This is a genomic window from Anaerobiospirillum succiniciproducens DSM 6400 (genome assembly GCF_000482845.1).
In the GTDB taxonomy this organism is placed as follows: Bacteria; Pseudomonadota; Gammaproteobacteria; order Enterobacterales; family Succinivibrionaceae; genus Anaerobiospirillum; species Anaerobiospirillum succiniciproducens.
The window spans coordinates 1-25903 of the sequence record NZ_AXWV01000059.1 but is presented as its reverse complement, the minus strand read 5'-3'; the positions used below and the strand labels follow the sequence as shown (position 1 = coordinate 25903).

The 25903-nt window shown below is 43.9% G+C and carries 19 protein-coding genes and 1 tRNA gene; 14 read left to right on the top strand and 6 right to left on the bottom strand.

The genetic code is table 11. The features are described 5' to 3' along the window. Positions 1-905 precede the first annotated feature (905 nt). Positions 906-1631 (bottom strand): formate/nitrite transporter family protein, encoded by a 726-nt coding sequence (locus tag H524_RS0108540; RefSeq protein ID WP_084281724.1) that lies wholly within the window; start codon positions 1629-1631, stop codon positions 906-908. Positions 1632-3169: 1538 nt separating this feature from the next. On the opposite strand from H524_RS0108540, the gene fabB reads away from it, so the two are divergent. The 8 genes from fabB (at position 3170) to H524_RS0108500 (ending at position 12566) form a co-directional block, all read left to right on the top strand. Next, positions 3170-4384, top strand: coding sequence for a beta-ketoacyl-ACP synthase I (gene fabB, locus H524_RS0108535; protein ID WP_027939916.1), 1215 nt, complete (start codon positions 3170-3172; stop codon positions 4382-4384). A 522-nt stretch (positions 4385-4906) separates the two neighbouring features. Beyond that, positions 4907-5995, top strand: a complete 1089-nt coding sequence (locus H524_RS16600; RefSeq protein WP_052339008.1) for a pseudouridine synthase — start codon at positions 4907-4909, stop codon at positions 5993-5995. 60 nt (positions 5996-6055) lie between these two features. Continuing rightward, complete coding sequence (locus H524_RS0108525) at positions 6056-6556, top strand: hypothetical protein (protein WP_027939915.1); 501 nt, start codon at positions 6056-6058, stop codon at positions 6554-6556. Positions 6557-6882: 326 nt separating this feature from the next. Next, the gene (locus H524_RS0108520; RefSeq protein WP_027939914.1) at positions 6883-7839 is read left to right on the top strand and encodes a D-2-hydroxyacid dehydrogenase; all 957 of its coding nucleotides are present in this window, start codon (positions 6883-6885) and stop codon (positions 7837-7839) included. A gap of 230 nt (positions 7840-8069) precedes the next feature. Beyond that, a complete protein-coding gene (locus H524_RS0108515; protein ID WP_027939913.1) occupies positions 8070-8810 on the top strand; it encodes a copper homeostasis protein CutC in 741 nt (246 codons plus the stop codon). 492 nt (positions 8811-9302) lie between these two features. Next, positions 9303-10292: a flagellin N-terminal helical domain-containing protein gene (locus tag H524_RS0108510; protein WP_027939912.1), complete on the top strand. Its 990-nt coding sequence runs from the start codon at positions 9303-9305 to the stop codon at positions 10290-10292. A gap of 17 nt (positions 10293-10309) precedes the next feature. Continuing rightward, positions 10310-11299 carry a flagellin N-terminal helical domain-containing protein gene (locus tag H524_RS0108505; protein ID WP_027939911.1) on the top strand — a complete coding sequence of 330 codons (990 nt, stop codon included), beginning with the start codon at positions 10310-10312 and terminating at the stop codon, positions 11297-11299. A 328-nt stretch (positions 11300-11627) separates the two neighbouring features. Continuing rightward, positions 11628-12566 (top strand): flagellin N-terminal helical domain-containing protein, encoded by a 939-nt coding sequence (locus tag H524_RS0108500; protein ID WP_027939910.1) that lies wholly within the window; start codon positions 11628-11630, stop codon positions 12564-12566. A gap of 393 nt (positions 12567-12959) precedes the next feature. Here H524_RS0108500 and pfkA read toward each other — a convergent pair whose 3' ends face one another. From pfkA to ybaK, 4 genes are all read right to left on the bottom strand, one after another. Then, on the bottom strand, positions 12960-13925 hold the full coding sequence (pfkA, locus tag H524_RS0108495; protein ID WP_027939909.1) for a 6-phosphofructokinase: 966 nt from the start codon (positions 13923-13925) through the stop codon (positions 12960-12962). 667 nt (positions 13926-14592) lie between these two features. After that, a complete protein-coding gene (tpiA, locus tag H524_RS0108490; RefSeq protein ID WP_027939908.1) occupies positions 14593-15357 on the bottom strand; it encodes a triose-phosphate isomerase in 765 nt (254 codons plus the stop codon). A 782-nt stretch (positions 15358-16139) separates the two neighbouring features. Beyond that, entirely contained in the window at positions 16140-16358 is a 219-nt protein-coding gene (locus tag H524_RS0108485) for a Nif11 family protein (RefSeq protein WP_027939907.1), read from the bottom strand. A 430-nt stretch (positions 16359-16788) separates the two neighbouring features. Further along, positions 16789-17265: a Cys-tRNA(Pro) deacylase gene (gene ybaK / locus H524_RS0108480; RefSeq protein WP_027939906.1), complete on the bottom strand. Its 477-nt coding sequence runs from the start codon at positions 17263-17265 to the stop codon at positions 16789-16791. 450 nt (positions 17266-17715) lie between these two features. On the opposite strand from ybaK, the gene H524_RS0108475 reads away from it, so the two are divergent. From H524_RS0108475 to H524_RS0108450, 6 genes are all read left to right on the top strand, one after another. Continuing rightward, positions 17716-18528, top strand: coding sequence for an exodeoxyribonuclease III (locus tag H524_RS0108475; protein ID WP_027939905.1), 813 nt, complete (start codon positions 17716-17718; stop codon positions 18526-18528). Between the two features lie 406 nt (positions 18529-18934). Then, positions 18935-19423 carry a GNAT family N-acetyltransferase gene (locus H524_RS0108470; RefSeq protein ID WP_027939904.1) on the top strand — a complete coding sequence of 163 codons (489 nt, stop codon included), beginning with the start codon at positions 18935-18937 and terminating at the stop codon, positions 19421-19423. A gap of 1032 nt (positions 19424-20455) precedes the next feature. Further along, complete coding sequence (locus H524_RS17870; RefSeq protein ID WP_281171312.1) at positions 20456-20581, top strand: hypothetical protein; 126 nt, start codon at positions 20456-20458, stop codon at positions 20579-20581. 19 nt (positions 20582-20600) lie between these two features. Further along, entirely contained in the window at positions 20601-21707 is a 1107-nt protein-coding gene (aroG, locus tag H524_RS0108460) for a 3-deoxy-7-phosphoheptulonate synthase AroG (RefSeq protein WP_084281723.1), read from the top strand. Between the two features lie 673 nt (positions 21708-22380). Then, positions 22381-23613 (top strand): phosphoglycerate dehydrogenase, encoded by a 1233-nt coding sequence (serA, locus tag H524_RS0108455; protein ID WP_027939902.1) that lies wholly within the window; start codon positions 22381-22383, stop codon positions 23611-23613. Between the two features lie 472 nt (positions 23614-24085). Then, positions 24086-25123 carry a hypothetical protein gene (locus H524_RS0108450; RefSeq protein ID WP_156907588.1) on the top strand — a complete coding sequence of 346 codons (1038 nt, stop codon included), beginning with the start codon at positions 24086-24088 and terminating at the stop codon, positions 25121-25123. A 681-nt stretch (positions 25124-25804) separates the two neighbouring features. On the opposite strand, the gene H524_RS0108445 is transcribed toward H524_RS0108450, so the two are convergent. Continuing rightward, positions 25805-25892 (bottom strand) — tRNA-Leu (locus tag H524_RS0108445). Between the last annotated feature and the right edge of the window lie 11 nt (positions 25893-25903).

Sequence of the window (25903 nt, the reverse complement as noted above, 5' to 3'; positions counted from 1 at the left end):
GGTTAACAAGTTACCCATATCGGCTGAAACACGCAGCCGCTATCAAATAGCTTCTTTACAGAAGCATTTTTGAATACTTTTCTAATGATATTAATCTTAGAAATATTTAGGCTTACATCGCCACCTAAACTCTTGAAGTTATAGGTGGAGAATTACGCCTATTTGTTAAAAGCTCATAAATAACAGCTCTAAGTGGGCCTGAACGCCAAAAAGCCGGGGCTATTATACACTATCAAACTTGATTTTCAGCATGTTTGACCAAAAGTTAAGCAAATTGCAAGTGCCGCAACCGCGTTTTATATGCCCATCAACGCATAACTTAATGCATGATACGCGCTTAATACAGGCCCCCACTACAGCCTTGCAAATCTTTAATTGCCCAGCTATCCAATCAGACTATGCGCAAAGCTTTGTCATCTACTTGTATTACCTTTATAGGCATAAACTTGCCTAAGAGTTTTGAAGGCTAAGTAAACTAAGCACAACAATGATGGCTATAATTCCCCACTTGCCAAAGCAACTCATGAATCGTTACCGCAGTCGTCGAGAGTTCCATGCATGAGTTCTTAGGCTAATGTGGATGCAGTCAAGATTTTGCATCTTTACATTTGAGCTCATTTAATGGCATTAGCAATGTTCTTTGTCATGTGAGTCCAGGCACTCAAATTGTGAATGTTTTGATGAGTGGCTGTTTTTGCTCTGAGAGAGACTGTTAGGCGGACAGAGAAGTGCGTCTGATGCTGTTGCTTGCAGATAGAGCATTGCGTATGGTGCTGGTGCTTGCAGATGATGCGTGCTAGGTCGGTTGGTTTGAAAAAAATGGGGCGCTCTAGGTTGGTAGAGCGCCCCGGGCCACTTTTGGGCTTGGATTAGATTATTAAACCGATATTTTTAGTTTGGCGTATTTAGATGCGCTTAGCTACTTCGCGCTTATCGCTAGATAATGTTCCAGAAGCATGGTCAGTTAATGACTGCTTGATGTGGTGGATCTCTTCATCGCTACCAAAGCAAGGTGGTACACCGTGAGCATCTGGATCATGTAAGAACTTGGTAAATACCCAAGAGCCTACGCCATTGCCCAGAACAATTAGAGCAAGACGAGTCCAGTCAGTTAAGCTCATGTCAACTTGTGCCATTGCAAAGAAGCCACAGTTTGCAACGCTGTGCTCAAAGCCAGCGAGCATAAAGAACATAACTGGCATGATGACATATAAAGGATGCTTACCTTTGTTAAAGCCAGAGTAGGCAATATGCATCATTGCGCCACATCCGATAGCCAGGATGAAGGATGAGAGCATAGATGGATCGCCTAACTTGTGCTCTACAACATCATGGATGTGGCTTAAGTCGATGCGAGTAAGGGAGAAGAGATAGGTTGTTGCACCACAGGCCATGCCATTGAGTACAAACATATAGATGAGGCGGAAAGTGGAGCTGACGTTCCAGTCGCCAACCTTACCAGTGTACAGATATAAGCCCTTTACCATGATGGTGAGCAGGCCTAAAGAGAAGAGGAAGGAACCTACATAGTTAATTGGTGATGCCACGTAGATAACACAGCCAAGGCCAATAAGAACACCAGCGAGTAAAGACTTGACGGTAAACTGATAGAAAGTAGATTGCATTAACATAGCTAACACGTACTAAATGACAAGAGACAATAGAAGCGCAATTCACGACAGAGACTAGTTAAGTAAAAGCTGCAGCAAAAGATTAATGCTCTGCCAGCCTTACATCCTCAAATACAAGTTTTGAGGCAACATGACTGTATAGCTGATACGACTAAGACTATAGGCTTTAGGTTAGTTGCCAGTCATGCCGCACCATTAAACTGTCGCGTCTGTTCATTTGCTCACCACCAAGCTTTTATATGAACCTAAGTTAGGTTTGCTTGTGCTTGTGAAAAGAGCGGCGGCCATTGTAGCAAAACTTGTTGCAAATTTTTAGCAACTTCATGCATTTTGCTAGAGCTCATTTGAGTATGCCTCAGCTAATTAAGCTGCAAGTAATTGCGCATACTCTTGCGTAAATACGATGATTTTTTGGGGTTGAGATAGGCTTTGGGTGTATTTAGGAGTAGTTTTCTATCTCTTAGTGGCATTAGTGGCAGGTGCTTTTTTTATAAACAACAAGAGCTTATGGCTATGTGTATATGTCTGTAACTCTAAAGTAGGCGCTTTGGTAAAGGATTAGGCTCAATCATGGTGCTTAGCAATGGCACAACAACCAATAAAAGTTGGTGGTTTAGCAAACTCCTAAACTCATATAACTTTATGTAGATGAGACTAACTTGTATTTACATGATACTTGAGTGTTTTTGGCATTTAATGCCGATAAATAAGCCAATTGTTTATAAGTATTGCAGCTGTGATGTTCTATGAGATAGCGCATCTTTGCCAACTAAAGCACTTTCAATTGTTGCGAGTTATGCTACAGAAATACAATCAGAGTCATCATTTTTATAAATGTGCATCGTATAATTAGAAAGTTGCGAGATGACATTCATCAGCTTCTATGACTCAGATAAAGTTTGAGCGTGCATGCTGAATCTTTAGTCAGTACATGCTCGTGGTGTTCTTAAAGCTTAAGTGCAACAGCTTGCTCCTTTAGCTAAGACCATTGAGGTTAAGGATAGCTAGATAAGTTGAATGCTGTTTTGCTTGGTATATTAGGAATACTAGGCACGTAAATGGGCAATTAGCGCTGTGATATCATTTAAACGCAGTTGTGGCTAAGATGTTTTTATCTTGGCTGCTAGAAGTTTTAGCCAAAGTTTTTTGCCCCAATGATTAAGTTGGGATAGTGCTTTATAAAGTGATTTATAAGGTCTCAATGTGGCAAAAATAACTTCACAAAAAGAGATTTTGGCTAAAAGTTGACTTGCTCATCAGTTGCTTGGGTGTTTATCTTTGAGCTGTAAGTAGCTGATGTTTCCTGATCTTTGCTTTGTCAGGAAAAGTATGGCTATAAAAGCGGCTACAACAATGGTCTAATGACCGTTTAAGACGCTTTTAACCAATGCTGATAGTTAAAACTTATGTATGTACAGATGGCTGTACTTTGCTCCTTTTGCCTTAAACATAAGCTTTTAGTATCGATACACTAGCCATGCAGCTACAATACACAAGAATTCTATAAGGATCGTCTTCCGGGAGAAAACCAGATGGCATTGCGTAAAGCAGTTATTACAGGCTACGGAATTATTTCCGGCATTGGTGTGGGAAAGAGCGCCGTACTTGAGTCCTTGAAGCAAGGCCGCTCAGGTATCGTCAGAGAAGAAGAGTTTGCAGCTATGGGTATGCGCTCACAAGTTGCAGGCATGGTCAACGTTGACTTCAAGGACTACATTGATCGTCGCGATCTGCGCTTCATGGGCGAGGCTGCTGCCTACTCTTACATTGCTATGAAAGAAGCAATTGAGCACGCCGGTCTGCAAGAGTCTGATGTGTCTAACGTTCGTACTGGTCTTATCGTAGGCTCTGGCGGTGGTTCTACTCGTACTACTGTTGAGTCAGCTGATATCCTGCGCGACAAGGGCGTAAAGCGTATTGGCCCTTATGCTGTTACCAAGACCATGAGCTCAACCACCTCAGCCTGTCTGGCAACTCCATTTAAGATTAAGGGCGCATCATTCACCATTAGCTCTGCCTGTGCATCTTCAGCTCACTGTATACAGGCTGCTTGTGATGAGATTGCTTTAGGTCGTCACGACATTATCTTCGCCGGTGGTGGTGAAGCTGCTGACTGGACTATTGCCTCTTTATTCGACGCAATGGGTGCTCTGTCCACCGCTTACAATGACAACCCAGCAACTGCATCACGTCCATACGATGCTCATCGTGATGGCTTCGTTATCGGTGCTGGTGGCGGTATCGTGGTAATCGAAGAAGAAGAGCATGCTAAGGCTCGTGGCGCTAACATCATTGCCGAGATTGTTGGCTTTGGCGCTACTTCTGACGGTGCTGACATGGTGGCTCCATCAGGCGAAGGCGCTTTCCGCTGCATGAAGATGGCTATGAATGGCGTTGAAGGTCCAATCGACTACATCAACACCCACGGCACCTCAACTGTTTTAGGTGACAACAAGGAATTAGAGGCAATTCGCAACGTATTTGGCGAGAAGTGCCCTCCAATCTCCTCAACTAAGTCTATGACTGGTCACGCTTTAGGCGCAGCTGGTGTTAATGAGGCTATATATAGCTTACTCATGTTAGAAAATGGCTTCATTGCTCCTTCTATCAACATCACTGAGATGGATGAGCACGCTAAGCCATTTGATATCGTAACTGAGACTCGTCAGGCTGATCTGAAGACTGTTATGTCCAACAGCTTCGGCTTTGGCGGTACTAACGCAACTATCGTAATGCGTAAGTACGGCGCTTAATCAAGCAAAAACACCATTAAGCTCTAGGCTCAATTAATCGAGCCTAATATACCCAAAGGCAAATCCAAGGCTTCAAAGCAACAATGGATTTGCCTTTGTTGTTTTTACCTCATAACGCTGCCATTCCTAAGCCCCTCAGTAAAGCCCATCTTCAATCGTAGCGACTAAGCTCACCATCAATAGTCGATATCAAGCCCATTATCAATCGTAGCTACCAAGCACACCGTATAGCACAGGCAGTAAGTCTTATCTGTGTTGACTGACATCTTTTTTAGAGTTTTGAATACACATTATTAGCTTTGTATGTTTTTATTTACATAGTGTGATTTCTTGACGCTAGGTTGTGCCATAATCCATTATTTAGTGTAGACAGTTTCACTTTCTAAGCATTCTGATACAAAGAATATAGAAAGTGCCCAGGCTTTTCTCTAAAGTGCTTTGCAAGCAGTAGAGAAACATCGCCATGTGCGCATGTCTTTTATTTGAAATGCCTAGATGATGATTTATGTATAGGAGTCCAATGTGGCCAAAGCAGGCAAAGAAGTTCAGCGTTTAGATAAGGTTGTCTCCCATCTTACTGGAATGTCCCGTTCTAATGTGTCCAAGCTCATTAAGAATGGCGATGTAACCGTTGATGATGAGGTCATTACTGATTCAGCTGCCAAGATTTGCGTGCACTCAGTCATCGTGATCGCTGGATTTAATGATGCCTTGCCTGATGACGATGGTGATGTTGAACTCGTCAGAGCATCTGATGCGTTTAAAAAGCGCGTCTTCTTGCTCAATAAACCGTATAACTACGTTTGCGCTGATCGCGATAAGAACCACGCCATTGTTACTTCTTTGTTTAGAAATGAGCTTAATTTAGAGAAGTTACATAGCGCTGGTCGTCTTGATATCGACACTACTGGTCTGCTAATCGTTACTGATGATGGCGATCTTAACCATGAGATTACCTCGCCTAAAAAAGAAGTCTCCAAAGTCTATCTAGCACGTTTAGATAAGGCTGTTCCTGAAAGTGCTATTAAGGCGTTTGCCTCAGGTATTAAGCATCCTGAGGAGAAAAAGCGCTATCAGGCTGCAACTTTAACTCTTCTTGATACTAGCGATCTTGATTGTGCGGGCGAACATTGGGCTGCGGTTCAGCTAACTGAAGGCCGCTATCATGAGGTTAAGCGCCTCTTTGAGGTAGTCGGCTGTCAAGTGCAGGACTTAGTGCGTGTTGCAGTTGGCTCTTTAACCCTGCCAAGTGAGCTTAACTTAGGTGACTATGTTGCTTTAGACGTAGATGATCAAAAGAAGCTCTTTGAAAAATCAGAGTTTAGCGTTGAAGAGCTGGTGAACTTACTTAAAGAGTACAAGAGCTCCTTAGAGCGCTCTAAAGTTATCTTCCAGCCAGACTCATTTAAGTTTAATAAGCAAGGTGCTGCAGCTAGCGATACTGACGCACTATCAAGTGCAGCTATCTCTAGCACTCAGGACGCCCATCAAACTCACTTAGATACTAAAGAGGATGAAGATGCTGAAGTCTTTGATGACGATGAGGTCTTTGAAGATGAGGCGGGCGACTTTGACGATTTAGACGAAAACGGCGATCTTCGCATTTATTAACAGTCAGGCGACCCACGCAGCCGTGTAGAACTACATTCATGTACGTAAAAGGTACTTATTATGAGCAAGTATTTTAAAAGTTCAGTTGCCATGTGTATGGCTTTAGCAATTACTACTTTTTCAAGCAACGCTTTAGCTGCTTCTAACGTTGTTGCTGACAAGTCTGACGTGACTATTCCTGTATTTTCAGAGACTGATAAGAGCATTAAGCAGTGCTTATCTTTAGCAAAGACTCCTGATGCTAAGATTGACTGTACTGCTATGGCTCAGGAGAACCTCAATAACTTAGCTGAGAGCAACTACAGCGCCGCTTTAAAGGCTTGCGATACTTACTACGATCCAAATGCTTGCCACCTCTCAGTAAAGCGTGCTCACGATGCTTACCTTTACTACTATGATGAGATGCGTGTAGTCTTCACTACCCTTAATCCAAATGCCAATGACAAAGGCATTGCTCAGACTGACGAGCTCATCTTAAGCATCACTGCTATGCACGCTCGTTTACTTGAAGAGGCCATTAAGACTAGCCAACAGAAAGTAGATAACGTAAGTATCAAATAATGAAGTCTGTTTTATAGCGTGACTCAAGGCAGCTCATGCTGCCTAAATCCTAAGGCTTATGATGAGGCTGCATCTTATTGATGTAGCCTCATCTGTTTTTAGGCAAAACCAACAAGACTCACAGACAAGTATTGCTATATTATCTCGGCAATAAATCATGTATTAGTCAAAATCGAGCGCTATGCCCCGCTTTTACTTTTGGCTAGATGCTACAATCTTAATAATCACCTTTATCATGGTCTTTGTACACAAGGTACTATGCATAGTACTTTCTCCCATGATTAATACGAGGTTGTCTGTTTGAGTTTTATTTATTGGATTTTGTCATGGAAAAGATTGTTCACACTGATGCCATTGCTATTCCTTCAGAGTACCCACTCCCACGCCCATCATTTGAGCACGAGTGGATTTCCTATGAAACTACTGCTCCTGAGGAGTTAGTTGAGCGCGTTAAGGATGCTACCATCATTGTGACCAACAAGAGCAAGCTTACCGCTGAGGTCTTAGCTCAGTGCCCTAAGCTTAAGTTCATTGCTGAGTTAGCAACTGGCTATAACAACATTGATATCGACTACTGCAAAGAGCACGGTATTGGTGTAGCAAACATTCAGGGTTATAGCACTGATTCTGTTGCAGAGCACGCTATCACTATGATGTTAATGCTCTCCCGCTCCATGATTAAGACCCGTAAGAAGATGGAAGATGGCCTGTGGGTTAACGCTAACTGCTTCTGCCAGCTGCCATACCCAATCGTTGATCTTAAGGGCCGTACCTTAACTATTTGTGGTTCAGGCTCTATTGGCTCACGTATTGGTGAGATCGCTAAGGCATTTGGTATGAACGTTATCAAGGCAGAGCATCGTAATGCTAGCGCTGTTCGTCCAGGCTACACTGCTTTTGCTGAGGCTATTGCTCAGGCAGACTTCTTAACCGTTAACTGCCCTCTCAATGCAGACACTGAGAACCTCATTACTGCAAAAGAAATCGCTACCATGAAGAAGAGCGTCATCATCATTAACAACGCTCGTGGCGGTGTAGTAAATGAGCAGGACTTAGTTAAGGCTGTTTTAAACGGCGATATCGCTGGTGCAGCTGCTGACGTTGCATCTGTAGAGCCTTTAACCTCAGATCACCCATATGTTCAGCTGCAGAAGAACGATAACTTCTTATTAACCCCTCACCAGGCCTGGATGTCTCACGATTGCTTAATCGCTTTAGTTAAGCAGTTTGGCGAGAACCTCGAGGCTTTCCACAAGGGTGAGTCCTTACGCCGTATCGTCTAATCCACGATAAGGCAAAGAGTGCATCGTATCTACACGATGAGCCAAGCTTCTCATGGCAGTAACTTTAACTGCCATACACAAGGCCCGAGTTTTATGATCGGGCCTTGTGCGTTTTATAAGCTCCAAAAATGCAGAGTACTTGCTCTTAGAACTTTCAGTTTGCACTAAACGATCTATGCCTAACTTGCTTTGCTATGATTAACTTAGTGAGTAAGTGTTGAGGGCATACTATGGCTAAGTTCGAAATTTGCGTAACCTCTTTGCAAGGAGTTAAAGCTGCTTTAGAGGCGGGCGCTGATCGTGTGGAGCTGTGCTCAGGTCTAACTGAGGGTGGTCTAACTCCATCTTATGCGCTGATTAAGCGAGCAGTTGAGATAGGCAGTGATGCTTTAGCTGTGAATGTGTTGATTCGCTCACGCGGTGGCGACTTTTTGTATGATGCTGATGACTTAGAGATGATGCTCCAAGACATTGAGCAGGCCAAAGTTTTAGGCGCTAAAGGTGTAGTTATCGGCGCATTAAACGCTGACGGCACTATCAACGAAAGCTTCCTCACAGAAGCTGTTGCTAGAGCACAAGGCATGACTGTAACCTTCCACCGTGCTTTTGATATGTGTGCAGATCTGAATGCCGCTGCAAAGCTACTCCACAGCTACCACGTGGATTACATCCTCACATCAGGTGGTGAAGCATCTGCTCATAAGGGCATGGCTAAGCTCAGAGAGCTTAATGCCGAGCCTCATCATCCTATCTATATTGCTGCAGCCGGTGTTAACAAGACTAATATCGCTGAGATCGCTAATACTACCAAGATTGAGCAATTCCACTTCTCTGCAAAAGATGTGGTCAAATCCCAAATGGCCTTCACCAACCCGAGCGTGCACATGGGGATCCCTGGTGCAGACGAGTACTCCAACCCATGCACTAATCTCTCTGAGATCAAAGCAACCATGCAAGCTATCCACGGTTAGTGTTTCTTAGTAGACATTGACATCTACACTTACACTTATCATAGCTGAAGACAAACTGCATATATACAATGCTCAAATACTTGCCTGGTGTATCTAGCTTAGCGTTATTAACTAAATTAAATAGGATCGTTTCATATTTTGTTTGAGAGCCAAATGCTACCTAACAAATTATTAAAACCATAGCTGATCTCACATAATAGAAAGCAAAATGACGTATGTATGCTTTTTGTTAAATTGTTTGGTGTATCTATAGGAATAGCATTATGTTCCGAAGGTAGAGGCTACAAAACAATTTACGAGGCTTTGTATGTTGTGCTTAGCGCGGTCATATCGAAAAAGTAACCAGAGAAGCAACGCTTTCTCGCGATAGCTTGAGATCTTTGAGGTCTCTTCGCTATGAAGTACCTCAGATCATAAACATGCTCTTGCAAAACAGGCCACTATCACCTGTTTGATTGTGTAGCGAGCATAATTAGATTTAGGAGATAGACCATGGCAGTATATGTAAACACCAATTATTCAGCCCTTCAGGGCCAGCGCTACCTCGGCAATGTTCAGAACTCACTGACAACTACATACCAGCGTTTATCAAGCGGTATGCGTATTAACAGCGCTAAAGACGATGCTGCCGGCCTCCAGATCGCCGATCGTTTAACCTCCCAGATTAACGGCCTCAACCAAGGTAACCGCAACGCTGCAGACGGTATTGCATTAGCCCAGACTGTTGAAGCAGGTATGGACGAGATCTCTGGCATGCTCCAGAAGCTTCGTACCTTAACCGTACAAGCTGCAAATGGAACTAATACAAAAGAAGATCGTGCTGCACTTTCAAAAGAGGCAAGCGCTTTAGCAACCGAGATTAATCGCATTGCCACACAGACAACTTTCGCTGGTAAGAAAGTATTGAATGGTAAAGGCGATGACTCAATCTTAGGACCTGCAGGCAATGCTGGTGGTGGTAATGGTCAAAATGGCACTGCAGGAAAAGCAGGTGATACAGGCACCTTGACTCTACAAGTTGGCTCCAATAAGGGAGATATTATATCATTTGACCTTCAGTCAGTTATGTTCTCTAAACTTACTGGTAAAGCTGACGATCTGATTAAAGCAGGCACTGACAAAGTATTTGGGACTAATGATACGACTGGTTTTGTTACTGTTACTTTTACAAAAGCCAACTTCGCTGATCAAACTGCAAAAGATGGTATAGGATCTGTTATAGAGCTTATGGATAAGGCTATTGCAACTGTTGATGGAATGCGTGCTGATCTTGGTGCGATCCAGAACAGACTTGAGTCATCTATCCGCAACCAGTCTAACGTTGCAGCTAACGAAGCTGATGCTCGCTCACGTATTCGTGATGCTGATTTTGCTGAAGAGTCTGCAAACTTATCTCAGCAGTCCATCATTCAGCAGGCAGCTGCTTCTATGCTGATGCAGGCTAACACCCGTCCACAGCTCGGTCTGAGCCTGTTAGGTTAATCTGAGGAGCTACCAAAATGGCAGTATATGTAAATACAAACTACTCAGCTCTTCAGGGCCAGCGCTACTTAGGCAATGTTCAGAACTCACTGACTACTACATATCAGCGTTTATCAAGCGGTATGCGTATTAACAGCGCAAAAGATGACGCTGCAGGCCTTCAGATCGCTGACCGTTTAACATCCCAGATTAATGGACTCAACCAGGGTAACCGTAACGCTGCAGACGGTATTGCATTAGCTCAGACCATCGAAGCAGGTATGGACGAAATCTCTGGCATGCTCCAGAAAGTGCGTACCTTAACTGTACAGGCAGCTAATGGCACTAACACATCACAAGATCGAGCTGCACTTTCAAAAGAGGCTTCTGCCCTTCTTACCGAGGTAAACCGTATCGCCATGCAAACTACCTATGCTGGCAAGACTGTTTTAAACGGTAAGGGTGAAAATTCACTATTTGGTAAGGATGCTAATGCTGGTGGTGGTGGTACTACTGCAGGTACAGCTGGCGCAACTGGCACTATGACTTTGCAGGTCGGATCGAATAAGGGCGACACTATATCATTTGACGTTGATTCAGTAATGTTCTCCAAGATTGGAGCTGGACATGGTAAGTTCGCTCAAATGGTAGATGCTCAGGCTGGCAAAATCTTCGCAACAGATAAAAACACTGGAGCAGTCACAGTAACCTTCACTAAGGCAGATTTCGCCCAGGGTACTGCAGATACCTATATTGGCAACGTTATTGAGCTTATGGATACTGCCATTTCTAAGATTGACGGTATGCGAGCCGATTTGGGTGCCATCCAGAATCGTCTTGAGAGCTCTATCCGCAACCAGTCTAACGTTGCTGCTAATGAGGCTGATGCTCGTAGCCGTATTCGTGATGCTGATTTTGCTGAAGAGTCTGCAAACTTATCTCAGCAGTCCATTATCCAGCAGGCAGCTGCCTCCATGCTGATGCAGGCTAATACCCGTCCTCAGCTTGGCTTAAGCTTACTTGGCTAATAGCATAGTTTAAGATTTCTTTTGAATTCTAAAAGGGCCCTGATTCTGCAAGGTTTCAGGGCCTTTTGTATTTCATGGGGTTAAGGCGAAATCCGTATTACTTTCGTAAAAATGGGTGCCTTTAAAAAAGTTTTGAAAATGGCTGTTAATTAATATCGGTGATAGCCGTAAACATAAGTAGAGAAAGGAGTTCTTTCTCGCGATAGCTTGAGATCTTGGAGGTCTCTTCGCTACGAAGTACCTCAGATCACCAACATGCTCTTGCAAAACAGGCCTCTATCACCTGTTTGATTGTGGTATCGAGCATAATTAGATTAGGAGAAAGGCCATGGCAGTATATGTAAATACAAACTACTCAGCTCTTCAGGGCCAGCGCTACTTAGGCAATGTTCAGAACTCACTGACTACTACATACCAGCGTTTATCAAGCGGTATGCGTATTAACAGCGCAAAAGATGACGCTGCAGGCCTCCAGATCGCCGATCGTTTAACCTCCCAGATTAACGGCCTCAACCAAGGTAACCGCAACGCATCTGACGGTATCGCCCTTGCCCAGACAGTTGAGTCAGGTATGGATGAAATTTCTGGCATGCTCCAGAAGATCCGTACCCTTGCAGTGCAAGCAGCAAATGGAACAAATACTGGCGAAGACAAAGCAGCACTCTCAAAAGAAGCTTCCGCTTTAGCTAATGAAATCAGCCGTATTGCTAAACAAACAACCTATGGAGGCAAGCTTGTTCTTAATGGACAACAAGAGAATGAGTTAACTATCTTCTCTAAAGCAAACGGCAACGATAAGGGAAAAGCAGGCAACATTACATTACAGGTTGGCTCTAATAAGGGTGATACAATTAAGTTTTCCATTGATAACATGCAGTTCTCAAAAATTGGTAGCAGAGCTGACAGCACTGGTTTTAAGAAGACTAATGATGACAATGTTATCAAGATTCAGAACAGCGCCGTTACTTTTGGCTTATCCGTAGCTTCTGGTGCAGCACTCACTATAGCTCTGATGGATAAAATGATTGCTGATGTAGATGCTAAGCGTGCCGATTTAGGTGCGATCCAGAACCGTCTTGAGAGCTCTATCCGTAACCAGTCTAACGTTGCAGCTAATGAGGCAGATGCACGCTCACGTATTCGAGATGCTGACTTTGCTGAAGAGTCTGCAAACCTGTCTCAGCAGTCCATCATTCAGCAGGCAGCTGCTTCTATGCTGATGCAGGCTAATACCCGTCCTCAGCTTGGCTTAAGCTTACTTGGCTAATAGCTTAGAGTGAGGGTTCACTAAGTTTTTTGAGAAGGCAGTCCTTGGTGGCTGCCTTTTCTTATTTTGGGCAGCTTAGTTTGCAGTGCATGTGCTGTAAGGTGCATAGACGAGCGTAGAGTGCTCTTAGAGGCGTTTTGGTTGGAGTGTCGTGGGCTGATTTTTTTCTTAATGATGTGGCTGTATGAGGCGCATATTGCGTGCTACGTGCGTTTAAGATAGGGGCTTTTTTTTTGATTGCCTTGCTTAGCAAAGAGAGCTTCGCTGGAGGGGCGTGAGATTTTTTTAGATGGGTTGAGATTTTTTGAGGTGGGCAGATAAGCAAAAGGGAGGCGAATGCCTCCCGCTTTGCTTTGTGAGCAACAGCTCTACAAGTCCTACAGGGCCAATAAACTAGCTTAAAGCCTCAGCTAATTCATACTGATCAGCACGGAACTTATGCTTCATGTGCTCAATACACTCGATAATGTCGTGGTGTACGAGCTCGCCACGCTGAATGCCGATGCAGCGGCCGGAGTGGCCTTGGTGCAGAAGGTCAACAGCGTAAGCACCCATACGAGAGGCTAACACACGGTCAGCAGCTGATGGAACGCCACCACGCTGGATGTGACCGATAACGGTAGCACGGGTCTCAAGACCGGTACGATCCTCAAGCTCCTTAGCCATTGCGTGAACGTCAGTCTGGTTCTCGCAAACAACTAAGATAGCGTGACGCTTACCTGCAGCAATGGACTTCTCGATTGAGGAGTAAACAGTCTCTTTATCCCATGGCTTCTCTGGAACTAAAACAGCTTCCACACCGCAGGAGATAGCTGCAGAAACAGCTAAGTCACCACAGTGACGACCCATAACCTCAACTACAGCGATACGCTTGTGGGAAGAGCAGGTGTCACGTAAGCGGTCGATACAAATAACAGCAGTGTTAAGAGCAGTATCAAAGCCGATAGTGGTATCGGTACCTGCAATATCGTTATCGATAGTGCCAGGAACGCCGATGCATGGGAAACCGAGCTCAGAGATGAGCTTTGCACCCATGAAAGAACCGTCACCGCCAACAACTACTAAAGCATCAATACCGTGCTCTTTCATTACCTCAACGCACTCTTTACGGATGTGCTCTTCTTTGAACTGAGGGAAGCGAGCAGTACCTAAGAAAGTACCACCACGGTTGAGCAGGTTAGATACGCTGACGCGCTCTAATGGGATGATGTTACCCTCGTGAAGGCCTAAGTAACCATCAAGGATACCACAGCACTCGTAGCCGTAATCTAAAGCGGTACGTACAACAGCACGAACTGCAGCGTTCATACCAGGAGCGTCACCACCGGAGGTTAAAATACCAATCTTTTTAATAGCCATGTTTTGTTTCCCGAGCCGGACAAAAGCAAAAAAGAACTCGTGGGTAAGATAAGTCGCAATCACACTCATAATTCACCGTAACAAAGCCCTGCTACGGCAAATTATCGACTAAGGATTTGCATGCTAATGCAAGAGTGCCTTAGTAAAACAAACATCTTGAATGATTTTGTGTATACCTTAATGCATTCAAGCTAATCACCTTGTAGACGCTATTGCATCTGCAAGATCGACTCATCTTAAAGCTGCTAAGTGGCTGCTTAGAGAATTTGTAAGCAGTTACTTAAAGTAGCTTGGTTTACCTACCATTGTACATCTTTACGAATCAATGTGATACTGATCACACAGTATTTTTTAGATACGAAAAAAGAGCTGACGGTCGCCTAGCTCTCTAAATTATCTTGTAACAATGGTGTAAACGCTAATAAAGATAAGCACTGATAACTAATATTAAGCATGATTGCGCTAGCTTGTTCAGATGTAATACATGTACATACTTGCATGGCGTAATCTACTCTTAGTTATGAGTTGATATCTTGTTAAGTAAGGAGCGTGAGCTTGATGCTAACAAGAGCATACAGCCCCTTACTTAATAAGAAGATGACAAGAAAACTCGACTTTTAAAAGTGTAGGCTTTGCTTGCCACCTTCATTAAAGCTATTTAACGCTATTAGGCGTTAGCAACAGCTGCCTCAATGATAGCAGTGAAGTCAGGAGCCTTCAGAGAAGCACCACCAACGAGACCGCCGTCGATATCAGCCTGAGCAAATAACTCTGGAGCAGTCTTAGCGTTGCAAGAACCACCGTAGAGGATACGTACGCCGTCAGCAACTTCCTTAGAGAACTCTGCTAAGTAAGCGCGGATGTCAGCGTGAACCTTCTGAGCAATCTCAGGGGTAGCAGTCTTACCGGTACCGATAGCCCAGATTGGCTCGTAAGCGATAACTGCGTTCTTGAAAGAATCGATGCCGCAAAGATCGATAACAGCCTTTAACTCATCGCGAACAACGTCCATGGTCTGACCAGCGTCGAACTGAGCTTCGGACTCACCAACGCAAAGAACAGGGATAAGGCCGTTCTGCTGAGCTGCCTGATACTTCTGAGCGACGTACTCGTTTGACTCCTTGTGGTAGTCACGACGCTCGGAGTGACCAACGATAGCGTAGGTGCAGCCGAACTCACGTAACATTACAGGAGAGTTTTCACCAGTGTAAGCGCCAGAGGTGTGGATATCGCAATCTTCTGAACCGTAGGCAAGCTTAGAACCAGCAGATAACTGCTCTACCATGCCAATGAAAACGGCAGGGGCACATACTGCAACTTCAGCCTTGCCTGCAGCCTTGTTTGCTGGCTCCTTTAAAGCATTAACCAAAGCAGTAACGGACTCCTTGGTACCATTGAGCTTCCAGTTGCCCATTACAAGAGGTGTTCTCATGATCGGTCTCCAAATCAAAATGTACGAATCATCGTTAAGCGCCTGCGACTAGTACGATGCAGCTTAAGCATAAAAGCTTTGCACTCAGCGAATTAATGATAGTTATGATACAGCATTTTGATAAGTTTTAGCATGTCATTGCAAGTGCTATCTGAGTGCATTGAGCTAGTGTTAAGTGCATAAGGCTTATGAACGTCGGTAGAAAGCCAATTTGCAGCTGTGCAAGCTTTTGCAATCTAGATCTTATTTTGCAAAAGACGCGCATTAGCTGTGCAAATAATTTGACGTACAAGTGCATTTAGAGGCCAATTTAGCACGAGATAATTGTCATAAAAATATGATCATTTGAGTTTCTATGAAATAGGACTTTCAGTTATCTATTAAGTCGTTGTGGTCGGTGCAAAAATATGCAACTGATGAGCTATTTGAATAGATTAGCTACAGCGCTGTGAGGCAGGTGCTCTCTATCTTGAAGAGGCAGTTGCTCGCTATCTTGCGTTAAAGACTCTTTAGTGCAGCACTGAGGGATAGGTTTAAGTTGTAGCAGGAAAAATTGCTTAAGTGACAATGGTGATAAAGAGGGATGTGCACTGAGGTAGGTCGTGGTTGTACAACTCTTTTTTGTAGTGCTATGTAGATTGCTTTTGATTATTTGGGGCCGAAAAACAAACAAAGCCAAACTTAAGCTTTGATGCTTGAGTTTAGCTTTGCTTAAAATGCTCGATCAAAAGCACTCACTGATGAGCAATTTGCCTGCAGTAATGCTTTTGTTTGAGATGGACTTATTCAGCGTCCTTAGCCTCTTCGCCGTCAGCTAGACGCTTAGCAGCCTCAGCAACTTCGTTGAGCTCTTCTAAGGTGAAGTCGTAGTGGTACTTAGAAGCTAACTTAACGAGCTGCTCTTTGAAGGTGTCGCAAGCTGGAATAGCGGAGAACTCATAGTTCAGAGCTTCGTTGGTGTCTAATGCGTTGAAGAAGTTGATGATGTTTTCGACTGCCATAAGTCATCTCCATTTGTACTAGGCAAGATTCTTTTGGTCAGTTATTCACTGACTTGTTAGTTAGCATACACGCAAAGCTTATACCCAAGATAGATAAAATCTATAATAACGTGATCAAGTCTTACTCAATTGCGGCCACATTTAAGTTGCTAAGCCGCATGTATATGCTGTTTGTTGCTTGATTGTGCAGCGAGATATTTTCTTAGTCTGTATCTACCTATCAAAGACATTAGCATCTTTGAATGTGTCTTATTGCCGCTTAGTAAGTTTTGTTGCAACAAATGAATGCCGCTGTGGCAAGAACAGTTTACGATGTTGTTGCTAGGCTAGCCTTGTTATCATTTGCATGATAGCTATTGCACATGTGCTTGCACGGTTAGCTTAGCTTGTACATGTGGCTAAGGGAATATCTTTGCTAGCTCTTGGGGCATTAATCGTGAGCGGTCTTTTCGACTACATCGGCAATGACTGCATCAAGTAGCGAGGCAATATCTTGTGGTTTCATGCCCACAGACATGCCACGTTTGCCTGCAGATACCAATATCTCCTCTTGATTGAGTGCTGACTCATCAAGAATGGTAATGGAACGACGTTTTTGTCCAAAGGGGCTAATGCCGCCAACAACATAGCCAGTAACTCTTTGCGCAGTAGCTGGATCTACTGTTTGTAATTCCTTGAGCTTAACGGCACGGGCTGCTGTCTTTAAAGAGATACGGCCACTGACTGGCACAATGCAGGTAACGTATGTCTTATCGTGGTTGAGGATGATAGTTTTGAAAACTTTGTTCTCGTCCATGTTGAGAGCATGGGCCGCATGCTTACCAAAGTCGTGGGTATCAGCTTCGTATTCATAAACCTTGTAGCTAGCCTTGTTCTTGGCCAAAAAGTCCAATGCAGGTGTCTTCATCTCAACCTCCTTAGAGCATATAGGCTCTGCACTTTTGGCATCATACCACTTGCATAGTTTGATGATGACTTCATGCTAAAAAATTTGCGTGGAGCGTATGTGATTGTGGCTTTGAAGCTTTTTTACTATGAAAAATAGTATGTCTTAGTGTGGCTTGGATTGACATGTTTTTGCTTAGGCTGGCTTATCTTGGCATGCCTTTGCTTAGACTGGCTTGGCTTGCCATGCTTTGTTTTGCAAGGAGGGAGATACGAGCGCTATGGTTTGTCCGACTAAATTTTGCATAAGAGTCATGTTTGTTTGTGCCAAGATAACAAGGTCGGTTATTATGATGGTTTGACTGGCTGCTATTAAGCCTTGGTGCTTTTTAGCCTAGCTCTCGTATAGGCTAGTGCTTGGGCATTGCTTGCTAGCGTTAGATGATTTGGTAGAGTAGGGAATTTTGCACTAATGGAAATTAAGCTTGCATCCTGGAATGTAAACGGCATCCGTGCTGTAGCTCAAAAAGAGGCTTGGCTCAATTGGTTTGCCGAGGATAAGTACGATGTTATTGGTTTTCAGGAGACTAAGGCTGAGCAAAAGCAGATTCCTGAAGAGATCGTTAATAAGCCTGGCTATCACTCATACTTCTGCTCATCAGTAGTTAAGAAGGGTTACTCAGGTACTGCTGTTTTCTCTAAGATCGAGCCTAAGAGCGTTGAGTTAGAGCTCCCAGAAGAGGCCTTCCAAGGTGAAGGTCGTATTGTTCACTTAGAGTTTGAGAAGTTCCACTTCTTCAATGGCTATTTCCCAAATGGCGGTGGTGAAGTCTTAGACGAGAATGGTAAGCCAATTAAGGGCGAGTTTAAGCGCGTTCCATATAAGATGGGCTTCTTTGATAGCTTCTTTAAGTATGCTCAGGAACTGCGTAAGACTAAGCCAATTGTTGTTTGTGGTGACTTTAATATTGCTCACCAGGCAATCGACTTAGCCCGTCCTAAGACCAATGTATACAACACTGGCTTCTTACAGATTGAGCGTGACTTCTTAGATAAGTTCACTCAGGCCGGCTACATTGATACATTCCGTCATGTTCACGGCAATGTTGAGGAAATGTACTCATGGTGGTCATATAAGATGCGTGCTCGTGAGAAGAACGTAGGATGGAGAATTGATTACTTCTTCGTCTCAGAAGAGCTTAAAGACAACATCAAAGATGCCACTATCGAAAAGGATGTATTTGGCTCTGATCACTGCCCAGTTACATTAACTTTAGACATCTAAACAATCAAAAACTAAGACTCTACCTTTAGCTTAATAGCTTGATTTTGCAGCCTTTTTGGCCCGATTGATTTTTATTGGGCGCTGTGGGTAGTAATTTGGTTTAGTTTCTACAAAGGCATAGCTGTTCATGGTGTAGCGGCTGTGCCTTTGTTGTTTTGAGAGCCTTTAACGTGTTTGAAAGTAATGCTTTATCTAGGTCTGACATGTCTTTTGTATGATTTCAATCTCATTTTTGACAACCAACTAAACTCAAGTAAGCCTAGAGTTTGTGGCGGGCGTATGATTAAAGGTGCGTGATAGTGTTTTTGGGCTTTGGGTGTAAATGGCTAGGCTTTTTTAAGCTTGCTCTTCACTGTCATGAGGCGAGACAAATGTACATTTGATCTCAAGAACAAAGGAGTTACAAATGGCAACTAAGAATTATCGTTTTGCAGAGCGTGCTGACATTCCGCTCATCATCAAATTCATTAAAGATCTAGCTCACTTTGAGCATCTTGAGTCTGAGGTTACTGCCACACCTGAGTTGCTTGAGGACTGGTTATTTGCTCGCAAAACTGCAGAAGTAGTTTTTGCGTTAGATTCATCAGGCAACGAAGTTGGCTTTGCTCTGTTCTATCACAACTTCTCTACTTTCCTTGGCAAGGGTGGTATTCATCTTGAGGATCTGTTCGTAATACCAGAGTACCGTAAGCTTGGTTATGGTAAGTTCTTACTGCATGTATTAGCTAGCATTGCTATTGAGCGTAAGTGCGGCCGTTTAGAACTTGATTGCTTAGATTGGAATACCAATGCCATCGAGTTTTATAAGAAGTACAACCCAACCATTATGGATGATTGGACAACTTATCGTTTCACAGGCGACTCTTTACAAGGCTTAGCTGATCTCGAGGTATAGCCTGTTAACAAGGCTCGTCCTTGAAAGTTTTCTTCTTACTTTCCTCAACTATTCATCACAGACGGGGTAGTGATTTGGTTTTCACTAAAGATCTACCCCGTCTTATTTTTGCCACAGGAAAGACAGCCTTGCTTTGATCGTTGCCATCTTTTGATATTGGTTTTATGGCCAGTCTTAAGATCTTAGGCTAGGTGCGGCGCTGCTTTTGATCTTGGCTAACTCAACTCTTCGGATACGTCCTTTACTTTTGTGTGCTTTGAAGTACATGCCATCGTTGTGGGGATCTATTTTCCTTTGATGGGCTCTGCTAGTGAGCTTTTATATACTTTGGAGTGGAGTTTTATGGTGGGCTTAGGTTTTTGTATGGTGAGCTTCTTTTTTGGGGAGTCTGCACTGTAAATAGGATAGGTCGAATGTGATGGTTTTAAGTCAAAGTCATTTGCCAAATGGCGTGTAAAGTAGGATGATGTACAAGTGCGCCAATATGGTGCGTATATATGGGGCATAGCACCTGACTTGCTTCAAATGAGAGCAAATTGACCTGTAAAGCCTTATCTATACTGTAGTGTGCTTGTAACTGATTAGATCACTCCATACAATGTCAGACACAAATCTGAGCTTGTCTTAGATTATTAATTGGTCACTTGTAACACTTTGGCCTGTGCCATAAATACGGCACGCAAAGAGTATTAAGCGATTAGCACTGACGATTTTTAAGCCTGATGAGGGCTGATTTGTTTTGCTCTGGGGATAGCTCTTGTTAATCTCATATACATCTCTTGATGTAAGGTTCTCAAGCAAAACTTAGATGTCTCATTATCTTTATTAAATGTCGGTTGTTTTGTTTGCCGCCATGTTAAGTGCTTAGCTTAGTATTTTTTAAGGTCACACGTTCATCGCGTTATAGAAATATTGACGGTGGCATAGTGTTTAGACCGAACTGCAAGCGCATGCGCTTGTTATTCAACAACAGAAACAAAGGAAAGGTCTTGTAAGTAGGCATGAGCTTATGAACATAGACCAGCAATTGATATGAATGTAATTCAAGTATTACCGAAGATCGGTAAGCTCTTTGAGCGATTTACCACAGCGTTATCAATCCTCTCAACTGTTGCAGTTCGCTTCTACTATTACTACCCAACCTACACCAACAAGTAAGAAAAAAAAGGTGGTTTCTATGAACCTGATTAACGAACCAATGATCCCACAGCCGCCATTATTCCGCGACGGTATTGTGGACACAAGGATTAACAACGTGTTACCTCTGCTCCCTCCAGTGGCCATTATCGAAAAGTTTCCGACCACTCCAGCTGCCGACAGCTTAGTACTTCAGACCCGTCAAGCCATTCACAACGCAATGCAGGGTCTTGATGACCGTTTAGTAGTTATCACCGGTCCATGCTCTATCCATGACACCAAGGCTGCCATGGAATACGCTCAGCGCTTACTGCCACTGCGTGAAAAGTACAAGGATCAGCTCGAAGTTATCATGCGTGTATACTTTGAGAAGCCACGTACCACTGTAGGTTGGAAGGGCCTTATTAATGACCCTAACATGGATGGTTCATACGACATTAACAACGGCCTGCGTATCGCTCGTAAGCTCTTAGTTGATGTCAACGCTATCGGTATGCCTGCAGCTACTGAGTTCTTGGACATGATCTCTCCACAGTACATCGATGAGCTCATCTCTTGGGCGGCTGTGGGTGCACGTACTACCGAGTCACAAATTCACCGTGAGCTTGCCTCAGGTATGTCTTGCCCAATTGGCTTTAAGAACGCTACTGACGGTTCTGCTAAGATTGCTGTAGATGCAGTGGTTGCTGCTCAGCATGAGCACACCTTCATGACTGTTACTAAGATGGGTCATGTAGCTATTGCTCATACTCGTGGTAACGAGGATTGCCACATCATTTTACGTGGTGGTAAGACTCCTAACTTCCAAGCTGAGGCAGTTGCTGACGCATGCTCTATGCTTGGCAAGGCTAAGCTCCCAGAGCGCGTCATGATTGACTTCTCACACTCTAACAGCTTAAAGCAGTTCAAGAAGCAGTTAGATGTTTGCACCGATGTTTGCAATCAGATCGCTTCAGGTTCACACAGCATTTTCGGCATCATGATCGAAAGTCATTTAGTAGAAGGTCGTCAAGATCTCTGCGATGACAATTCTAAGCTTAATTACGGCCAGTCCATCACCGACGCTTGCGTAGGTTGGGAAGATACCGAGATCATGTTAAAGCAGCTCAACGACGCTGTAATTGCCCGTCGTAACAATAAGGCTTAATCGATATACTCGACGAGTCTTACCTCCTCTAGCACCTCCACTGTCGTATGTTCAATTACAAGGCAGTGGTGGTAGCAAAACTCTCAGTTTGTGCAGTGATTGGTTTACACATCAAAAACGCTGCCAAACTAAACTCCCCCACAACACCAAAACTAAACTATTACATGCATGAGCTAGACATAGCTTGTTAGATATTGCATGTCCTTACTATCTGTACGATACAGGCTCGTGTAGTGCGCTAAGTTGCTCAGTAGCTCAGTTACTCGAGTAGCGAAGCGTAGTAGCTCAGTTATTCATGTAGCAAAGCGCAGTAGCTTAGTTACTCGTGTAGTGCGCTCAGTAACTCAGTTATTAGTGCAGCGTAGCTAAGGTGCTCATTTGCCATAAGATCATGGTCAATGACCATAGTTTGACAGTGTCTAAAGTTCGTGAGGGGTTAGATTAAGATAGTGCTTGATACGAGAGCTTGCTTGTAAGCTTTTTTGCACTAGATGGCGCATTGCAATGTACTTTGCGTTAAAATGCAGACATCCTAATTAGGATGCCTTTACAACCCGTTTTCTTTTAGCTTCGAAGCGCAGTGACCTGCTTTGGTAGCGCTTTAACTCATCACATCGCTTTATCTTGGAGCTAAGCAATGCTTAGACTTCAGTTAAGGTCGAGAGAGGAAAATATGCACGCATTATCACTGGACAAAGACAAGATCAAAATCCTACTTTTAGAGGGTGTCGATCCAAGTGCGGTTGATGTTCTGCATCAGGCAGGCTACACCAACGTTGAGTATGATAAGAAAGCCTATGATGGCCAAGAGTTACTCGACAAGATCGAGAAGGTTCACTTCCTTGGTATTCGTTCTCGTACTCAGCTTACTCGTGAAGTTTTAGAGCACGCAAGCCGTTTAGTAGGCGTTGGTTGTTTCTGTATCGGTACTAATCAAGTTGATCTTGAAGCTGCCGCTCAGATGGGTATCCCAGTTTTCAATGCTCCATACTCCAACACTCGTTCTGTTGCTGAGTTAGTAACTGGTGAATACTTACAGTTACTGCGCGACGTTCCTGCACGTAATGCCCTTTTACACCGTGGTGGTTGGAATAAGGTAGCTCATGGCTGTTATGAGGCTCGTGGTAAGACCTTAGGTATTATTGGCTACGGTCACATTGGCACTCAGGTAGGCATCATTGCTGAGAGCTTAGGTCTCAAGGTTATCTTCTTCGATATTGAGAAAAAGTTAGTTTTAGGCAATGCTCAGCAGGTTAATAGCTTAGATGAGCTCTACGAGAAGGCTGACATTGTTACTCTGCATGTACCAGAGACCGATGACACCAAGAATATGATTGATGCTGCTGCCTTTGCTAAGATGAAGGACGGTGTCTTCTTTGTTAACGCCTCACGTGGTACTGTTGTTGATATTGACGCTTTAGCTGATGCTTTAAGATCCAAGAAGGTTGCTGGTGCTGCTTTAGACGTTCACCCAGTTGAACCTGCATCAAACAACGACGAGTTTGTCTCACCAATGCGTGAGTTTGACAATGTAATCTTAACTCCTCACATTGGTGCTGCTACTGAGGAAGCTCAGCGTAACATCGGTATTGAGGTTGCTCAGAAGCTCGCTTTATACAGCGACAATGGCTCAACCTTAACTGCAGTAAACTTCCCTGAGGTATCCCTGCCAGCTAAGCGCGAGAGCGTCTCACGTTTACTCCACGTTCACAAGAATACCCCAGGTATCATGCAGAAGATCAACGAGGTCTTTGCATCCAAGGATATCAACCTTGCGGCACAGTACTTGCAGACTTCAGGTGATGTGGGCTATGTAGTAATGGATATCAACTCTAACGAACCAGAGGCCATCGTTCCATTACTTAAGCAGATTCCAGGTACTTTAAAGTGCCGTATCCTCTACTAATCTTAGATGATTAGTTTGAGAGAGTGACGGTTTTCAAGCGCCATCAGTTAAAAACAAACCATGTGTATGACTATTCTCATGCACTTGCCTGTATGTGAAGATGTGATGAGCGCTTTTGACACTGTCATGTAGACGAATAGCAGACCCACAAGGTCTGCTTTTTTGTTTTTAAGGCTGAAAGCACGTGATGTATTTGCGTCCTGAAGCCTAGGTGTGACCTAACAGTCAAAGCCTAATGAATGCACTTGAGGCTCAAAAGTAAGATAAGGTGACAGCTCAAGCTTGTTATGTACATCTCAAGCATATTATGTATAAGCTCACATTACCTAGCTTTGATCTTTTGACTACTTTACGAGAGCGAACTAGCAATAATGGAAGATTCTATTCTTCTTAATGGGTGCAAAATTAGGTTAGATGCGTATGACGGTGTAAGATATACGCACATTTGTTTTTAGAGCGGATCAGAAGTTATATGTTGAACCGAGTTACTCGATTGACACTTGCAGCCTTAGGCTGTGCATACTGCAGTCTGATGAGTGCTAATGCACTTGCATCTAGTGATATCGCTGTTTCAACAGCTAACAGCTGGCGCTTTGTCGAAGACCCAGAGTACGCCTACGCAAAGGGCAGCTCCTCTAAGCTTTTATCTTTAAAAGAGGCTGTTCTGCACCACGCTTTGATGATTAAGATCAATAAGAACATGATTGACTCTTATACCTTCAAGGTAGGCTGCATCTTACAAAATCCAACCCCTCTTTTTGAGATTAAGGTTAATAGTCTCGACATCCGTTTATTTGACAGTGTGAACGACTTTGTTTTTGCTCGTTTCATCGTCGACAATAATCAAGAGTACTCACTGCGTGGTGAGCTCTCTGGTAGAAACCGTATTATCTTTGGTCCTATCACCAAGACCCAAGAACGTTCATTAAGCGACCTGTTCTTACAGATGCGTGAGGGCGGTGAGCTTAAGATTGCTATGCTGCAGGGTGATGCCACTAAGGCTCGTATTTATGAAGTCCCATTAGCTGGCTTCATTGATTACTCTGACAAGATTATGAAGAGCTGCACCGACTATAACGTGCTCTATCAAGGTAAGCCTAATTACCTGCCTGATTACATGTCAAAAGAGCCTGAAGGCTATGCAGTTAAGGACTTCTCATTAAAGGAAGAAGAGGAAGAGGTAATCGATCCAAACGCACCACGTCCACAGCCTCCAAAAGAGACTCCAAAGGAGGAGCCAAAGCAAGCTCCTGCTCCTGAGGTCATGCCTTTTGCTCCAGGCGGTGGTCCAGCCTCTATCGGTGCTGATGGCCGTCCAGTAGGCGCAAATGGTTCTGCTGCACAAGGCACTCAAGGTGGTGCTGTAGATAAGTCATTTGGTGCCGCTCAGGGCCCAATGCAGATTGGTCCAGATGGTCGACCTGTTGCTCCTCAGCAAAATGATCAAGCAGCTGAGCAAGCCGCTCCTGCTCCAACTCCTGAAGAAAACCAGGCATTTGACATCTTCTAAGATTATTTAGAACGAAGCAACTAAACTAATATGAGTACCACCATATACTCATACCCTGAACGGCCGCTTATGCGGCCGTTCTTATATACGCAGCCACAAAAGCCAAACCAAGGCCACGCGGATGCCATCCTAAGCAAATCCTTTGCTTAGCAGCTACCGATAAGCCAAACTTTCAGCCACAGGCAAGTACCCAGCTATAAATGCAGCCTCTGGTAAGTACCCAGCGATGAGATAGCACTTGCAGACACTGCTAAGTGCCCAACCGCAAGTAACTTATAGGCACGCTGCGAAACCGTCAGCTAAGTGACGCTCCAAAGCAGTAACGACACAAAAGCAAGTAAGACACAGCCACAAGCAATCACTGAATTAGTAGCAAGTGGTTAAATAGTCTGCAGTGCTAATGATTAAAGCAGGACATGCAATCCAAACCACCAAACCAAAGCATAAACGGCAGTACGTGCTTGCCAGAGCTGTAAGCTAAGGAAACTAGGAGGCATGATGCTGCGCAATGCTTAATCGAGAAAATAGCACTGACATGAGATGGCAGGGAAGATAGCTAATTAGGCTGATGCTACACAACGACCTTAGATAAAACCATTAGAGTTGAGGTTTTATGTAAAAATAGATGTGGTTAATTTTGAGTAGATACAAAAAAAGATGCTTTCGCATCTTTTTATGTATTGGTGCCCAGGGCCGGGGTCGAACCGGCACGGATGTTTAGTCCGAGGGATTTTAAGTCCCTTGTGTCTACCAATTTCACCACCTGGGCGATCAATTTTT

Bases quoted from the DNA above. Each gene is read 5' to 3' on its own strand.
- tpiA (WP_027939908.1), bottom strand. From the start codon at position 15,357: ATGAGAACACCTCTTGTAATGGGCAACTGGAAGCTCAATGGTACCAAG.
- pfkA (WP_027939909.1), bottom strand. From the start codon at position 13,925: ATGGCTATTAAAAAGATTGGTATTTTAACCTCCGGTGGTGACGCTCCT.
- H524_RS0108540 (WP_084281724.1), bottom strand. From the start codon at position 1,631: ATGTTAATGCAATCTACTTTCTATCAGTTTACCGTCAAGTCTTTACTC.
- H524_RS0108450 (WP_156907588.1), top strand. From the start codon at position 24,086: ATGTTGAACCGAGTTACTCGATTGACACTTGCAGCCTTAGGCTGTGCA.
- H524_RS0108470 (WP_027939904.1), top strand. From the start codon at position 18,935: ATGGCAACTAAGAATTATCGTTTTGCAGAGCGTGCTGACATTCCGCTC.
- H524_RS0108505 (WP_027939911.1), top strand. From the start codon at position 10,310: ATGGCAGTATATGTAAATACAAACTACTCAGCTCTTCAGGGCCAGCGC.
- H524_RS0108520 (WP_027939914.1), top strand. From the start codon at position 6,883: ATGGAAAAGATTGTTCACACTGATGCCATTGCTATTCCTTCAGAGTAC.
- H524_RS0108525 (WP_027939915.1), top strand. From the start codon at position 6,056: ATGAGCAAGTATTTTAAAAGTTCAGTTGCCATGTGTATGGCTTTAGCA.
- aroG (WP_084281723.1), top strand. From the start codon at position 20,601: ATGAACCTGATTAACGAACCAATGATCCCACAGCCGCCATTATTCCGC.
- H524_RS0108500 (WP_027939910.1), top strand. From the start codon at position 11,628: ATGGCAGTATATGTAAATACAAACTACTCAGCTCTTCAGGGCCAGCGC.
- H524_RS0108515 (WP_027939913.1), top strand. From the start codon at position 8,070: ATGGCTAAGTTCGAAATTTGCGTAACCTCTTTGCAAGGAGTTAAAGCT.
- H524_RS0108510 (WP_027939912.1), top strand. From the start codon at position 9,303: ATGGCAGTATATGTAAACACCAATTATTCAGCCCTTCAGGGCCAGCGC.
- H524_RS0108475 (WP_027939905.1), top strand. From the start codon at position 17,716: ATGGAAATTAAGCTTGCATCCTGGAATGTAAACGGCATCCGTGCTGTA.
- H524_RS0108485 (WP_027939907.1), bottom strand. From the start codon at position 16,358: ATGGCAGTCGAAAACATCATCAACTTCTTCAACGCATTAGACACCAAC.
- ybaK (WP_027939906.1), bottom strand. From the start codon at position 17,265: ATGAAGACACCTGCATTGGACTTTTTGGCCAAGAACAAGGCTAGCTAC.
- H524_RS17870 (WP_281171312.1), top strand. From the start codon at position 20,456: ATGAATGTAATTCAAGTATTACCGAAGATCGGTAAGCTCTTTGAGCGA.
- serA (WP_027939902.1), top strand. From the start codon at position 22,381: ATGCACGCATTATCACTGGACAAAGACAAGATCAAAATCCTACTTTTA.